The sequence below is a fragment of the Bradyrhizobium sp. CCBAU 21365 genome (genome assembly GCF_015291305.1).
Lineage (GTDB): Bacteria > Pseudomonadota > Alphaproteobacteria > Rhizobiales > Xanthobacteraceae > Bradyrhizobium > Bradyrhizobium elkanii.
The window spans coordinates 1,614,449-1,629,303 of the sequence record NZ_CP030036.1 but is presented as its reverse complement, the minus strand read 5'-3'; the positions used below and the strand labels follow the sequence as shown (position 1 = coordinate 1,629,303).

Below are 14,855 nucleotides of genomic sequence, written 5' to 3'. Positions count from 1 at the left end.
TTTTGTGCGCGTGGTCTTGGTAGCCCGGATGGAGCGAAGCGCAATCCGGGCTACACAGCGATGCGGGTCACTCCAATCCCTGCACCTTGGGCATTGCCTGGGTCGGCAGGATCGCGGGCGCAGGCGCCGGCGGCGGAGCGCCCTGACCGACGGTCGGAGCCTCGGCTTGCTGGACGACTTGCGGCGCAGCCTGGGCCTCGGCCGGCTTCGGGGCAGCTGCGGCCTGCTCGGCCGGCGTGGGTGCGGCTGCCTGGGCGGGCTCCGGGGTGGCCGGCTGCGGCGCGGCGGCCTGAGCCGCCGGAGCGGGAGCCTGCGCCGCCGGAGCCTGGGCGGCCGGGGCCGGAGCCTGGGCCTTGGCCGAGAGCGGGCTGCGTTTGGGCACCGGCACGCGGCTGGCGACATGCGGGATCGGGAGTGGCGGGCGCGGCACCCGGGCCTGGATCGGCCGCGGCATCGGTCCGACCGGACCGTCGGTCGCGCTCATTTCCTCTTCATAATTGTCGCCGAGTCGGGAGGCCGGCGTGAAGCGGATGATGTGGCCGTCGCGGGCATCGATCACCAGCCGGCCGTCGTCGCCGCCCTGGTCGATCACCGAGATCGTGTAGACGAACCCGCGCTGCCGGGGCGCGCCAAGCGGTAGATAGCCGTTCTCGCGGAGCACGGTATAGACCTCGACCGGCGGCAACAGGCTCGGGACCCGGCCAAAGCGCGGCGGCGGAGGAACCTCGGGCATGGCGGCATAGGGCCCGTCCATGTCGGATACCCTGACCAGAAGCGGGCTGCCGATCCGGGCGGACGTCGCCAGCTGGGCCTCGGCCGAGGCTGCGCTGAGCGCGAGGGCGGCGGCAGCAACCGAACCTGTGAACAACTTCATCGCCGTAACTCCTGTCTGCCCCGCCCTGGAGCGTTTCCGCTCTCTTGCCGGCTTGCCCGGGGCAAAACTTCAGTTTCAAATTCGGCAGTCCTTGGTCGCTCCTTGGGCCAGATCACGGCGTGTTTGCTTCGAATCGGGGGCGCCACATGCCCGCCGAGCCGTTCGATCCGAGCATGCGGGCGAGGACTTCCTCGCGCTTGTGTGATAGACAAAAATTTGGCAAGGTCTAAGTTAGGACAGTAAAGCTGTCTCAATTTCGAGGCCATCCCGGCATAGGGATTGCAACGAGACCTCGGCGCCCCGAGCTCCGAGAATGCTGCAGGCAGGGCCGTCCCTTAGGGGACGTTGAAACGCCCGTCGTCTGAATTTAGGAAAATGCGGCTCGCGGCGGACGAGCGGTGGCCCGGTGGGTGCCGCAACGTCCAAGGTGCGCCAAATATGGTGGGGCCCTTACGAAAGGGAGAGGACACATGAGCGGGTCGGAATTCGAGCGCGAAAACATCGTGGCAGGAACGCTGTCGGCGACCGCGGACTCGAAAGCCGCCGAGCCCGCGCGTGAGTTGCACACGCCCGAACTGCATACTTGGCGCCCGCAAGCCGAAGGCCTGTTTGATCCGAGCCTGGAAAAGGATTCCTGCGGCGTCGGCTTCATCGCCAACATCAAGGGCCAGAAGTCGCACCAGATCGTCTCCGACGCGCTGAACATCCTGTGCAACCTCGAGCATCGCGGCGCCGTCGGCGCCGACCCGCGCGCCGGTGACGGCGCCGGCATCCTGGTGCAGATTCCGCACGCCTTCTTCGCGCGCAAGACCGCGGAGCTCGGCTTCAAGCTGCCGCAGCCCGGCGAATACGCCATCGGCGCGCTGTTCATGCCGCGCGATGCCGCGTGGCGGAACGTGATCAAGAGCATCATCGCCGACGAGATCAAGAACGAGGGCTTCAAGCTGCTCGGCTGGCGCGATGTGCCCAGTGATAATTCCTCGCTCGGCGTCACCGTGAAGCCGACCGAGCCCTACCACATGCAGGTCTTCATCGGCCGCAACGGTGCGGCCAAGACCGAGGACGATTTCGAGCGCCACCTCTACATCCTGCGCAAGTCGATCTCGCAGGCGATCTATCAGCGCCGCGACCGCGGCATGGCGGGCTATTATCCGTGCTCGCTGTCGTGCCGCACCGTGATCTACAAGGGCATGTTCCTCGCCGACCAGCTCGGCAAGTACTATCCCGACCTGCACGAGGCCGACTTCGACAGCGCGCTGGCGCTGGTGCATCAACGCTTCTCGACCAACACCTTCCCGACCTGGTCGCTGGCGCATCCCTACCGGATGATCGCCCATAACGGCGAGATCAACACGCTGCGCGGCAACGTCAACTGGATGGCGGCGCGGCAGGCTTCCGTGCATTCGGAGCTCTACGGCAAGGACATCAGCCGCCTCTGGCCGATCTCCTATGAAGGCCAGAGCGACACCGCCTGCTTCGACAACGCGCTCGAATTCCTGGTGCAGGGCGGTTACTCGCTGCCCCACGCCGTGATGATGATGATTCCGGAAGCGTGGGCCGGCAATCCCCTGATGGATGAGCAGCGCCGCGCCTTCTATGAATATCATGCCGCACTGATGGAGCCGTGGGACGGCCCGGCCGCGATCGCCTTCACCGACGGCCGCAAGATCGGCGCCACGCTCGATCGCAACGGCCTGCGCCCGGCGCGCTACCTCGTCACCAAGGACGACCGCATCGTGATGGCGTCCGAAATGGGCGTGCTGAAGATTCCGGAGGACCAGATCGTCACCAAGTGGCGGCTGCAGCCCGGCAAGATGCTGCTCGTCGACCTCGAGCAGGGCCGCCTGATTCCCGACGACGAGATCAAGGCCGACCTCGCCAAGAGCCATCCTTACAGCGACTGGCTGCATCGCACCCAGATCCAGCTCGAGGAGCTGCCGGATGCGCCCGCCAAGGGCGTGCGCTCCAACCTGCCGCTGCTCGATCGCCAGCAGGCGTTCGGCTACAGCCAGGAAGACATCGCGATCCTGATGACGCCGATGGCCGCCACCGGCGAGGAAGCCGCGGGCTCGATGGGCAACGACACGCCGATCTCGGCGCTGTCGGACAAGCCGAAGCAGCTGTTCACCTACTTCAAGCAGAACTTCGCGCAGGTGACGAACCCGCCGATCGATCCGATCCGCGAGGAAATCGTCATGAGCCTCGTCTCGATCATCGGGCCGCGGCCGAACCTGTTCGACCTGCAGGGCGTCGCCTCGACCAAGCGCCTCGAGGTGCGGCAGCCGATCCTGACCGACGCGGATCTGGAAAAGATCCGCTCGATCTCCGACGTCGCCGAGACCCACTTCAAGTCGCGCACGCTCGACACCACCTTCCACGCCGGCTTCGGCGCGGCGGGCATGGAGCAGGTGCTCGACGAGCTCTGCGCGCGCGCCGAGGGCGCGGTGCGCGAGGGCATCAACATCATCATCCTGTCGGACCGCATGACCGGCACCGACCGGATTCCGATTCCGTCGCTGCTGGCCTGCGCCGCCGTGCATCATCACCTGATCCGCACCGGCCTGCGCACCTCGGTCGGTCTCGTCGTAGAATCCGGTGAGCCGCGCGAGGTGCATCACTTCGCCTGCCTCGCCGGCTACGGCGCCGAAGCGATCAACCCCTATCTCGCGTTCGAAACCATCCTCGCGATGAAGGACCGGCTGCCCGGCGCGCTCGACGACTACGAGATCGTCAAGCGCTACATCAAGTCGATCGGCAAGGGCCTGCTCAAGGTGATGTCCAAGATGGGCATCTCGACCTACCAGTCCTATTGCGGCGCGCAGATCTTCGACGCGGTCGGCCTGAAGGCGGACTTCGTCGCCAAGTATTTTGCCGGCACCCACACAAGGATCGAGGGCGTCGGTCTCGGCGAGATCGCCGAGGAGACGGTGCGGCGCCACACCGACGCGTTCGGTGACGGCCAGATCTACAAGAGCGCGCTCGACGTCGGCGGCGAATATGCCTACCGCACCCGCGGCGAGGACCATGCCTGGACCGCGGAATCGGTCTCGACGCTGCAGCATGCCGTGCGCGGCAATTCGCAGGAGCGCTACCGGGCGTTCGCCAAGATCCTCAACGAGCAGTCCGAGCGTCTCTTGACGCTGCGCGGCCTGTTCCGGATCAAAAGCGCCGAGGACGACAAGCGCAAGCCGGTCAAGCTCGAGGACGTCGAGCCGGCCAAGGACATCGTCAAGCGGTTCTCGACCGGCGCGATGTCGTTCGGATCGATCTCGCGCGAGGCGCACACCACGCTCGCGATCGCGATGAACCGGATCGGCGGCAAGTCGAACACCGGCGAAGGCGGCGAGGAGTCCGACCGCTTCAAGCCGCTGCCCAACGGCGACAGCATGCGCTCGGCGATCAAGCAGGTCGCCTCGGGCCGGTTCGGCGTGACGACGGAATACCTCGTCAACTCCGACATGATGCAGATCAAGATGGCGCAGGGCGCCAAGCCCGGCGAAGGCGGCCAGTTGCCCGGCCACAAGGTCGACGCAACGATCGCCCGCGTCCGGCATTCGACGCCCGGCGTCGGCCTGATCTCGCCGCCGCCGCACCACGACATCTACTCAATCGAAGACCTCGCCCAGCTGATCTACGACCTCAAGAACGTCAATCCGGACGGCCAGGTCTCGGTGAAGCTGGTGTCCGAAGTCGGCGTCGGCACGGTTGCCGCCGGCGTCGCCAAGGCGCGCGCCGACCATGTCACCATCGCGGGCTTCGAGGGCGGCACCGGTGCCTCGCCGCTGACCTCGATCAAGCATGCCGGCTCGCCGTGGGAGATCGGTCTTGCCGAGACCCATCAGACGCTGGTGCGCCAGCAGCTGCGCAGCCGCATCGCGGTCCAGGTCGACGGCGGCTTCCGCACCGGCCGTGACGTTGTGATCGGCGCGCTGCTCGGGGCCGACGAGTTCGGCTTCGCCACCGCCCCGCTGATCGCGGCGGGCTGCATCATGATGCGCAAGTGCCACCTCAACACCTGCCCGGTCGGCGTCGCGACCCAGGACCCGGTGCTGCGCAAGCGCTTCACCGGCCAGCCCGAGCACGTCATCAACTACTTCTTCTTCGTCGCCGAGGAAGTCCGCGAGATCATGGCGCAGCTCGGCTTCAAGACGTTCGACGAGATGGTCGGCCAGGTCCAGATGCTGGACCAGACCGCGCTGGTCTCGCACTGGAAGGCCAAGGGCCTCGATTTCTCCAGGCTGTTCGTGCGGCAGAAGGAGGAGAAGGGCCAGACGATCTATCACTCGGAGAGCCAGAACCACCATCTGGAAGCCGTGCTCGACCGCCGGCTGATCGGGAAGGCGCAGGCCGCGCTCGATCGCGGCGCCCCGGTCAAGATCGAGGAAGAGATCAACAACACCGACCGTTCCGCCGGCGCGATGCTGTCGGGCGCGGTGGCCAAGATCTACGGCCATGCCGGCCTTCCGCTCGACACCATCCATGTCGGCCTGAAGGGCACGGCGGGACAGGCGTTCGGCGCCTGGCTCGCCAAGGGCGTCACCTTCGAGCTCGAGGGTGAAGGCAACGACTATGTCGGCAAGGGCCTCTCGGGCGGCTGCATCATCGTCAAGCCGCCGAAGATCTCCGGCATCGTGCCGGAAGAGTCGATCATCGTCGGCAACACCGTGATGTACGGTGCGATCGCGGGCGAGTGCTACTTCCGCGGCATCGCCGGCGAGCGCTTCGCGGTGCGCAACTCGGGCGCAGTCGCGGTCGTCGAAGGCGCCGGCGATCATTGCTGCGAATACATGACCGGCGGCATCGTCGTGGTGCTCGGCAAGACCGGACGCAACTTCGCGGCCGGCATGTCCGGCGGCATCGCCTATGTGTTGGACGAGGCCGGCGACTTCGACAAGCTCTGCAACCTTTCGATGGTCGAGCTCGAGCCCGTGCTGTCGGAGGAGATGATCAACGCCGACACCTATCACCACTCCGGCGATCTCGAGGCGCATGGCCGGGTCGACGTGTTCCAGAACCTGCTCGACTCGGATGTGGAGCGGCTGCACGTCCTGATCACGCGTCACGCCAAGCTGACGGGTTCGAAGAAGGCGGCGGAGATCCTCGCCGACTGGAAGAGCTGGCTGCCGAAATTCCGCAAGGTGATGCCGGTGGAGTATCGCCGCGCGCTGAAGGAAATGAAGGCGAACGCCGACGCCGAGCCGAAGATCGCGATCGGCGCGTAAGCCTGAAAGACCCTCATGGTGAGGAGGCGCGCAGCGCCGTCTCGAACCATGAGGCCGCCACACGGGCCTCCATCCTTCGAGACGCGGCGCACGCGCCGCTCCTCAGGATGAGGGTCAAACAGAACAGACGAACACATGATGCAGGGGCATCGGGTTTCAATGGGCAAGATCACAGGTTTTCTCGAGATCGAGCGGCATGACCGCAAGTACGAGCCGGTCGCCGATCGACTCAAGAACTTCAAGGAATTCGTCATTCCGCTGAGCGAGAAGGACACGCGCGACCAGGCTGCGCGCTGCATGAACTGCGGCATCCCCTATTGCCACGGCACCGGCTCGACCGCGCCGGGCACACCGGGCTGCCCGGTCAACAACCAGATCCCCGATTTCAACGACCTCGTCTATCAGGGCAACTGGGAAGAAGCCTCGCGCAACCTGCACTCGACCAACAATTTCCCCGAATTCACCGGCCGCATCTGCCCGGCGCCGTGCGAGGCGTCCTGCACGCTCAACATCGACGACAACCCGGTCACCATCAAGACCATCGAATGCGCGATCGTCGACCGCGCCTGGGACAATGGCTGGGTGAAGCCGGAGATCGCAGCCGTTAAGACCGGCAAGAAGGTCGCCGTGATCGGCTCGGGTCCCGCCGGCATGGCCGCCGCGCAGCAGCTCGCGCGCGCCGGCCACGAGGTGCATGTCTACGAGAAGTTCGCCAAGGCCGGCGGCCTGCTGCGCTACGGCATTCCCGACTTCAAGATGGAGAAGGGCGTCATCGACCGCCGCGTGGCGCAGATGGAAGCCGAAGGCGTCACCTTCCACTACGGTAAGGCCGTGGGTGGCTCGACGCCCGGTGCGATCGATCCGCAGGAGCTCGCCAAGCAATATGACGCGGTGGCGCTGACCGGCGGCGCGGAAGCCCCGCGCGACCTGCCGATCCCCGGCCGCGAGCTTTCCGGCATCCACTTCGCGATGGACTTCCTGCCGCAGCAGAACCGCCGCGTCTCCGGCGAGCCGCTGAACGGCGCCGCCGACATCCTCGCCGACGGCAAGCATGTCGTCGTGATCGGCGGTGGCGACACCGGCTCGGACTGCATCGGCACCTCGTTCCGGCAAGGCGCAAAGTCGGTGACCCAGCTCGAGATCATGCCGGCGCCGCCCGAGCACGAGAACAAGGGCGTGACCTGGCCGAACTGGCCGCTGAAGATGCGGACCTCGTCGAGCCAGGCCGAAGGCGCGGTGCGCGAATTCGCCGTGCTGACGACGAAGTTCGAAGGCGTCGACGGCAAGGTGACGAAGCTGCATTGCGTCAAGGTCGACGACAAGTTCAAGCCGCTGCCCGGCACCGAGTTCACGCTCGACGCCGAGCTCGTGCTGCTGGCGATGGGCTTCGTCCATCCGGTGCACGAGGGCCTGCTCAAGACGCTGGGCGTCGAGCTCGACCAGCGCGGCAACGTCCGCGCCTCCCTGCAGGACTACCAGACCTCGCGCGCGAAGATCTTCTCCGCCGGCGACATGCGCCGCGGCCAGTCGCTCGTGGTCTGGGCAATCCGCGAAGGCCGCCAGTGCGCGCGCTCGATCGACACCTTCCTGATGGGCAAGACGGACCTGCCGGGGTAATCGCCCCGGCGGTTTCACCGAACTGCATCTCACAAACTCTGCCGTCATCGCCCGCGAAAGCGGGCGATCCAGTATTCCAGAGACGTCAAGGCTTGAAGGGATAGGCCGCGGCGTACTGGGTGCCCCGCGTTCGCGGAGCACGACACCTCATTTGAGATGCGACTTAGGCATCCTCACCGCTAATTCTGCACTCGCACGCCCAGCATCACCACGGTCGATGCCGAGCTCTGTCCCGGCTGGTTGGAATCCAGCCAGTCGCGGCGCACGGTGCCCTTGATCCAGAGGCTGCGGGTCATCTTGTAGATCAGGTCGCCTGACACCGAGTAGATCGTGTCGTTGCGGTTGTCGCCCTGGTAGTCGAGCGTGCCGTAGGTGAACTTGCCGATGCCGGTCAGCCAGCGGCGGAAGTCGTGGTCGACCTCGACGGTGTAGGTGCGCGACAGCACGCCCGAGGTGCCGGGCAGCGTGGTCTCGCCGAGCTGGGTATCGGAATAGAATTTGGCCGTGGTCAGCGGCGTCGCATTCCAGGTCAGCGAGGCGGTGGTCAGCAGGCCCTCGAGTGGGCTAAGCCGCGGGTCGACATAGTCGCGCCTGGCATAGCCGATCGAGATTTCGCCGAACAGAATCCGCGTGAATTCGAACGACGTACCGGCCTTGACGTAACCGCCCGACGAATTGCGCGCGTAACCGTTGCGGTCGAGATAGAGATCATGGAAGCGGCTGTCGCCCTCCACTTCCACGAACGGCTTCACGGCCGGATTGAGCTCATAGCTGACGCGGCCGACACCGCCATACTGCGTGAAATTGCGGTCGTCGTTCGACGACGAGGTGCCGTCGGTCAGCTTCGACCATTGGTAATCGGTGCGGTCGACTGTGCCGCCGAGCGAGACCTGCATGCGGTTGAAATTCTGGTCGATGCCGAAGGTGCCGCCGACCGTGGTGTAGATCGGATATCTGGCGAGGCCGGCCTGCACGTTCGGGCTGCCGGGATTGTCGGTCGAGACCAGCAGGCGGGCCTGCCCCAGGAGATGCGTGTCCCTGGAGACATCGAGACGGCCGTCGATATGGCCGGTGAAATTCGGACGGTCGATATCGAGCGGCGCCGACAACGGCGTACCGTCGGCGTTCGGCGTCAGCCCGGAGCCATAGCCGGTGAAGGAGCCGCGCAAATCGGCGACGACGGCGTGACGCTCCCAGTCGGAGACCGCGAGGAATTCCGGCGCGACCATGTAGAACGCCCTGCCCTGCGGCGAGTAGAGCCGGCCCGGATTGGTGTCGTAGCCGGCCATCGCCTCGACCGCGGTCTTGACCATGAACGAGCCGGCGTAGTCGCCGACCGCGCCGAACGGATCGTCGTCGATCTTCAGCCGCTTGCGCGGCGGCTGGCCGACGATGGTGCCGGCCATCGCCGGCGGCAGCGGCGTCTTGTTGGCGGTCTCCGAGGGCGGGATCGACAGCCGCAGCTGCCCCGTGGCGTTCAATGGCACCGGCGTCGTCGGCGGCGAGCCGGGTCCCGCCGGCGGCTTCGGTTTGGCCTGGCCCGGGTAATATTTCGGCTTCTGGCGCTTGCGGTTGAGCGAGTCATAGCCCGACGTCGAGGCGCCGTTCGCCGCGGGGAGCCCGTAGGTCGGGACCTGCCCGATCCGCGTCGTCGTTGATGTCGATGAAGACGACGACGAACGGCGATCGCGATCGGCGTCGGGCAGCTTCAGGCCGCTGAGCGGATCCATGGCGTCGGCCGTGGTCCGGCGCAGCGGCGAATCCTGCGTGATCACCTGGCTCTGGCGATTAGGGCTGAACAGATCGGGCGTCACGGTCTGGGCCGCGGCGAACCCGGTGGTCACGGTCAGCGCCAGGACGGCCACGGCAGGGCATGGCAAAACCGCGCGGACGAGGCGTCCGCGCCGGTCTTGGCCGCTTGCTGGCCGCCGCAACACGATGGAAAAACTCCAACGAATTCACATACTTGTCGGACGCACTCCGCCGGGCGGCAGAAAACGTCGTTAATGGAGTTAAAACAATTATGGTTAATGAGCCGTTGAGGATCGGCCGCCGCGCGTCGCATCGCGGAATCGAACGTGCTAAGGGAGACGCCCGGGTGCAAAACCCTCCCTTGGAATCCTAAATGGCCAAACCGAAACCGCTGATGACCAAATCATCCGGCCCCGATGACGGCGCCGTTCAATCGGCGCTCCGCACCCTCGATGCCGAAGCAAGCGGCGTCGCAGCCCTCTCCGCGGCACTGAAGTCCGACCTCGGCGCGCCGTTCGCGGCCGCGTCCGAGCTGATCGGCAACGCCAAGGGACGGCTGATCGTCACCGGGCTCGGCAAGTCCGGCCATATCGGGCGCAAGATCGCCGCGACCTTTGCCTCGACCGGCACGCCGGCGTTCTTCGTGCACGCCGCCGAAGCGAGCCATGGCGATCTCGGCATGATCACGATCGATGACGTGATCCTGGCGCTGTCATGGTCCGGCGAGCAGCCGGAGATGCGCAACCTGATCGCCTATGCCGCCCGCTTCGGCATTCCGCTGATCGCGATGACGGCCGACAAGGATTCGACGCTGAGCAAGGCCGCCGACGTGCAGCTGACGCTGCCGAAGGCCCGCGAGGCCTGCCCGCACAATCTGGCGCCGACCACGTCCTCGCTGATGATGCTGGCGCTCGGCGATGCGCTGGCGATCGCGCTGCTTGAGGGCCGCGGCTTCACCTCGACCGATTTCAGCGTGCTGCATCCGGGCGGCAAGCTCGGCGCGCTCCTGAAATATGCCCGCGACCTGATGCATGGCGGCGACGCGCTGCCGCTGAAGCCGCTCGGCACCAAGATGTCGGACGCGCTGGTCGAGATGACCTCCAAGGGTTTTGGCTGCGTCGGCATCGTCGATCGCCACGGCCATCTCGTCGGCATCGTCACCGACGGCGATCTGCGCCGGCAGATGCGTCCCGACCTTTTGACGCGGTCGGTCGACGAGGTCATGACCAGGACGCCGAAGACGATCAGCCGCGACACGCTGGCCGGCGAAGTGTTGGAATTGCTCAACGCCTCGAAGATCACGACGCTGATCGTGACCGACGCCAAGAAGCCGGTCGGCATCATCCATCTGCACGATCTGCTGCGGGCGGGTGTAGCGTAGGGCCTTTGGTCATTCCCCGATGCGCGATGGCGCATCTGAGGGCGCGCCTGTTGGCGCGAACCCGGGGATGACGATGATTACCTCGGAAACCGCGCCGCGGTTTCCTCCAGCGGCAGGGCCAGCGCGTTGGCGAGGTAGGAGACCGTGCGGTAGAAGCCGCACAACAGGATGATCTCCAGGATCTGGTCCTCATCGTAATGCGCCGACAGCGCCGCGAATTCCGCGTCATCCAGCGTCGCGCGGACATGCAGCGCGTCGACTGCCGCGATCATTGACTGTTCGGCCTGCGACCAGCAGCCGGCATCGGCCGGACCGCGCACGGTGGCGTCAACCTGCTGCTCCGTCAGTTCGGCGGCCGCGCCGAACGCCGTGACGTGCACGCCCCATTCATATTCGCAGGCGTTGAGTGCGCAGGTGCGGTCGATCACGATCTCCCGCGCCCTTAGCGACAGCGGCCCGCGGTCCAATAGGCTGCCGCCGCGAAACTTCTCCCAGGCGCGCGGATGGCCGGCCATCACGCGGAACAGCATCAGCGGCGGCTTGCCGCGCATGATGCGATCGAAATGCTGTTGAACGTCCGCCGGATAGGGCGGATCGAGCGGCGCGAGGCGTGACATGGCCTGATCCCGTTGCTACATTTAATGTAGTACCACGCTACAATATATGTAGCGACTCGCAAGAGGGATTCGAAGGGAATTCGCGACATGCCGAAGCAGGGCCCAGTCACAAGACCCAGCGTCCGCGGCTCGCGGACCGGCCGCCCGATCATGGCGCTGCTCGATCTCTTGGGACGGCGCTGGACCTTGCGCATCATCTGGGAGCTGCGCGAGGGCGCGCTGACCTCGCGCGCGCTGCGCACTGCCTGCGACGAGGCCTCGCCAACGATCCTGCAGACGCGATTGACCGAGCTGCGCGAGGCCGGCTTCGTCGAACTATCGGAGGACGGCTACGGCCTCACCGCGCTCGGCCGCGAACTGTTCCAGACCTTCACGCCGCTCCATCGTTTCGCCGAGCGCTGGAGCAAGCGGGGCGGCAGCTAGACCTCGGCGGCCGTCAGTGTGTAGCCCGCATGAGCGGAGCGACATGCGGGACCGGTTTCCCCGGGTATCGCGGAGCCTGTCATCGGGCGCGCATTCGCGCGACCCGTTGGCTCACCCGGGCTACGGATTACTCGTCCGAAGCAGCATTCGCTCGGGCCAAGTCGTCGTCGATGGCTCAGGTCAAACTAAGCGATCGCCACCGTCAGGCTGGCGCCGTCGGCGCGGACCACCTTCACCCGGCTGCCGGCCGGCGCATCGGGGCCGGCGACGCGCCAGACCGTGTCGTCGATCCGCACCGTGCCCGATCCGTCGATGATCGGCTTCTCCAGCGTGAATTCGCGGCCGACCAGGGCTTCGTTGCGGCGGTTGAGGAACGGGTTGGTCTTGCTCGCCGCCGTCGCGCCCTTGGCAAAATGCCGCCATGCCGGCACCGCCAACGCGGCGAACACTGCGAACATCAGGAGCTGGATCTGCCAGGACGGCGTGAAAGCGAACGACAGCAGGCCCACAAGGAGCGCTGCGAGCCCGAGCCAGAACAGGAAGACCCCGGGCGCCGCGAGCTCCAGCGCCATCAGGATGAAGCCGAAGATCAGCCAGTTCCAGGTACCCAATGTCGAAAACATCTCGGCCATGACGTGACCTCTACCATTGCGGGCGCGACGCCGTCACGCCCTCACCGCTGCGGCGGCACCGGCGGCGGCGCAGTCGGGCCGGCCGGCGGGACCGAGCCGCCACGCCGCGCCGCGGCCGTAGCGGACGCAGCACTCTCGCCAAAGGTGGCGCGGGCGATCTCGCCGATGCCGGCCAGCGAGCCCAGCACGCTGGAGGTCTCGATCGGCAGCATCAAGACCTTCTGGTTCGGCGATTCCGCGAGCTGGCCGAACGCCTTGATGTACTTGTCGGCGATGAAATAGTTCAGCGCGGCGACGTCGCCCTTGGCGATCGATTCCGAAACCATCTGGGTCGCCTTGGCCTCGGCCTCGGCGAGCCGCTCGCGCGCCTCGGCGTCGCGGAAGGCGGCTTCGCGGCGGCCCTCGGCCTGCAGGATCTGCCCCTGCTTGGCGCCCTCGGCGCGCAGGATTTCGGATTGCCGCTGGCCCTCGGCCTGCAAAATATCGGCGCGCTTGACGCGCTCGGCCTTCATCTGCCGGCCCATCGCCTCGACGAGGTCGGCCGGCGGCACGATGTCCTTGATCTCGATGCGGTTGACCTTGACGCCCCAGGGCGACACCGCGGCGTCGACCACGCGCAGCAGCCGCTCGTTGATCTCGTCGCGATGCGACAGCACCTGGTCGAGATCCATCGAGCCCATCACCGAGCGGATATTGGTCATGGTCAGGACGGTGATCGCCTGGTTGAGATTGGCGACCTCGTAGCTCGCCTTCGCGGCATCGAACACCTGGTAGAACGCGACGCCGTCCACCGTCACGGTGGCGTTGTCCTTGGTGATCACCTCCTGCTCGGGGATGTTGATCACCTGCTCCATCATGTTGATCTTGCGCCCGATGCGATCGAAGTAGGGCACGATCAGATTGAGGCCGGGCGACAGCGTGCGGGTGTATTTGCCGAACCGCTCGATGGTCCAGTCAAACCCCTGCGGAACGGTCTTGATCCCGGCGAACAGCGTAACGATGACGAGAAGAACAAACGCGATCGCGAAAACGTCGAAGCCAGTCATAAAGTCCTCCAGGGCCGGCGAGACCGTCGCCAGTCACGGTCGTGCATTGGTCGGCAGGACCGCTCCGCCGGTTCAGCCGGCTGTTGTTCTCCCTAGCACATAGGAAGCTGCCGTCCGACTACCAGATGGAAATGAATAGCCGTGTCCGGTGTCACTGATCGTTAACAATCAGATCCAGCCCTGAAGCTCGCGCAGCACGAGCTGGCGAATCACGTCCATGCCGCCGTCGCTGTCGTTGAGGCAGGGGATCGCCGCGAACTGCTCGCCGCCATTGTGCCGGAAGATCTCGGCATTCTCCTGCGCGATCTCCTCCAGCGTCTCCAGGCAATCGGCGGAGAAGCCGGGCGTCACCACGGCAATGCGCCGCACGCCGTCCTTGGCCAGCTTCTCGACCGTCTTGTCGGTATAGGGCTGCAGCCACTCGGCCTTGCCGAAGCGCGACTGGAAGGTGAGGATCAGCCCGTTGGCATCGAGCCCGAGCCGCTTGCGCAGCGCATTGGTCGTGGCGATGCATTGCACCTGATACGGATCGCCCTTGTCGACATATTCCTTCGGCATGCCGTGGAACGAGGCGACGATGATCTCGGGCTGGAATGGCAAGGTCGCAAGATGCGCATTGATCGAGACCGCGAGCGCCTCGATGTAGTCGGGATCGTCGTAGTACGGCGGCGTCACCCGCAGGATCGGCTGCGCGCGCATGCCGGCCAGCACGCGAAACGCCTCGTCGCAGACCGTCGCCGACGTCGCGGCGGAATATTGCGGATAGAGCGGCACCACCAGGAGCCGGCCGCAGCCCTGCGCCGCCAGCGCCTCGATGCGCTCCTTGATCGAAGGGTTGCCGTAGCGCATCGCCCAGTCGACCACGACGTGGTCGTGATCGGCGATCGCCTCCGCCAGCTTGTCGGCCTGCGAGCGCGTGATCGTCTTCAGCGGCGACTCGTTCTGCTCGGTGTTCCAGATCTTCAGATAGTCGCGCGCCTTGCGGGCCGGACGGACGCGCAGGATGATGCCGTTGAGGATCAGCTTCCAGAGCAGGCCCTGGTCCTCGATCACCCGCGGATCGGACAGGAATTCCTTGAGATAGACCCGCACGCCGGCGGCATCCGCCGTATCGGGCGTGCCGAGATTGACCAGCAGCACGCCGACGCGTTCCGGCTTCAGCGCCGCGGCAGGCTTCGCGCTCTCGAAGGGGATCACCGTGCTCATGATGGCCTTGCGCTAGATATCCTTCGCTTGGGAGCTTTGGGCTTCGCGCGTTGCTCCAACCTTGTCAAGCCGAGTGCGAGTTGGC

10 protein-coding genes are annotated in these 14,855 nt (G+C 66.0%); 4 read left to right on the top strand and 6 right to left on the bottom strand.

Annotation, left to right across the window (positions count from 1 at the left end; translation table 11 throughout):
* Positions 1 to 67 precede the first annotated feature (67 nt).
* Entirely contained in the window at positions 68 to 874 is an 807-nt protein-coding gene (locus XI02_RS07680) for a hypothetical protein (RefSeq protein WP_069275939.1), read from the bottom strand.
* Positions 875 to 1,344: 470 nt separating this feature from the next.
* On the opposite strand from XI02_RS07680, the gene gltB reads away from it, so the two are divergent.
* Both gltB and XI02_RS07670 read left to right on the top strand, forming a co-directional pair.
* Positions 1,345 to 6,096: a glutamate synthase large subunit gene (gene gltB, locus XI02_RS07675; RefSeq protein ID WP_172648660.1), complete on the top strand. Its 4,752-nt coding sequence runs from the start codon at positions 1,345 to 1,347 to the stop codon at positions 6,094 to 6,096.
* A 159-nt stretch (positions 6,097 to 6,255) separates the two neighbouring features.
* Positions 6,256 to 7,713 carry a glutamate synthase subunit beta gene (locus XI02_RS07670; RefSeq protein ID WP_069275937.1) on the top strand — a complete coding sequence of 486 codons (1,458 nt, stop codon included), beginning with the start codon at positions 6,256 to 6,258 and terminating at the stop codon, positions 7,711 to 7,713.
* Between the two features lie 179 nt (positions 7,714 to 7,892).
* Here XI02_RS07670 and XI02_RS07665 read toward each other — a convergent pair whose 3' ends face one another.
* Positions 7,893 to 9,578: an outer membrane beta-barrel protein gene (locus XI02_RS07665; RefSeq protein WP_244980791.1), complete on the bottom strand. Its 1,686-nt coding sequence runs from the start codon at positions 9,576 to 9,578 to the stop codon at positions 7,893 to 7,895.
* 260 nt (positions 9,579 to 9,838) lie between these two features.
* On the opposite strand from XI02_RS07665, the gene XI02_RS07660 reads away from it, so the two are divergent.
* Entirely contained in the window at positions 9,839 to 10,846 is a 1,008-nt protein-coding gene (locus XI02_RS07660) for an SIS domain-containing protein (protein ID WP_016841098.1), read from the top strand.
* A 77-nt stretch (positions 10,847 to 10,923) separates the two neighbouring features.
* On the opposite strand, the gene XI02_RS07655 is transcribed toward XI02_RS07660, so the two are convergent.
* Positions 10,924 to 11,463 carry a carboxymuconolactone decarboxylase family protein gene (locus XI02_RS07655; RefSeq protein WP_172648661.1) on the bottom strand — a complete coding sequence of 180 codons (540 nt, stop codon included), beginning with the start codon at positions 11,461 to 11,463 and terminating at the stop codon, positions 10,924 to 10,926.
* Positions 11,464 to 11,550: 87 nt separating this feature from the next.
* On the opposite strand from XI02_RS07655, the gene XI02_RS07650 reads away from it, so the two are divergent.
* On the top strand, positions 11,551 to 11,886 hold the full coding sequence (locus XI02_RS07650) for a helix-turn-helix domain-containing protein (protein ID WP_172648662.1): 336 nt from the start codon (positions 11,551 to 11,553) through the stop codon (positions 11,884 to 11,886).
* Positions 11,887 to 12,071: 185 nt separating this feature from the next.
* On the opposite strand, the gene XI02_RS07645 is transcribed toward XI02_RS07650, so the two are convergent.
* From XI02_RS07645 to hemH, 3 genes are all read right to left on the bottom strand, one after another.
* Entirely contained in the window at positions 12,072 to 12,518 is a 447-nt protein-coding gene (locus XI02_RS07645; RefSeq protein WP_172648663.1) for an NfeD family protein, read from the bottom strand.
* A 41-nt stretch (positions 12,519 to 12,559) separates the two neighbouring features.
* The gene (locus XI02_RS07640) at positions 12,560 to 13,564 is read right to left on the bottom strand and encodes an SPFH domain-containing protein (RefSeq protein ID WP_018269705.1); all 1,005 of its coding nucleotides are present in this window, start codon (positions 13,562 to 13,564) and stop codon (positions 12,560 to 12,562) included.
* A 168-nt stretch (positions 13,565 to 13,732) separates the two neighbouring features.
* Complete coding sequence (gene hemH, locus XI02_RS07635) at positions 13,733 to 14,770, bottom strand: ferrochelatase (protein ID WP_026192217.1); 1,038 nt, start codon at positions 14,768 to 14,770, stop codon at positions 13,733 to 13,735.
* Positions 14,771 to 14,855 lie beyond the last annotated feature (85 nt).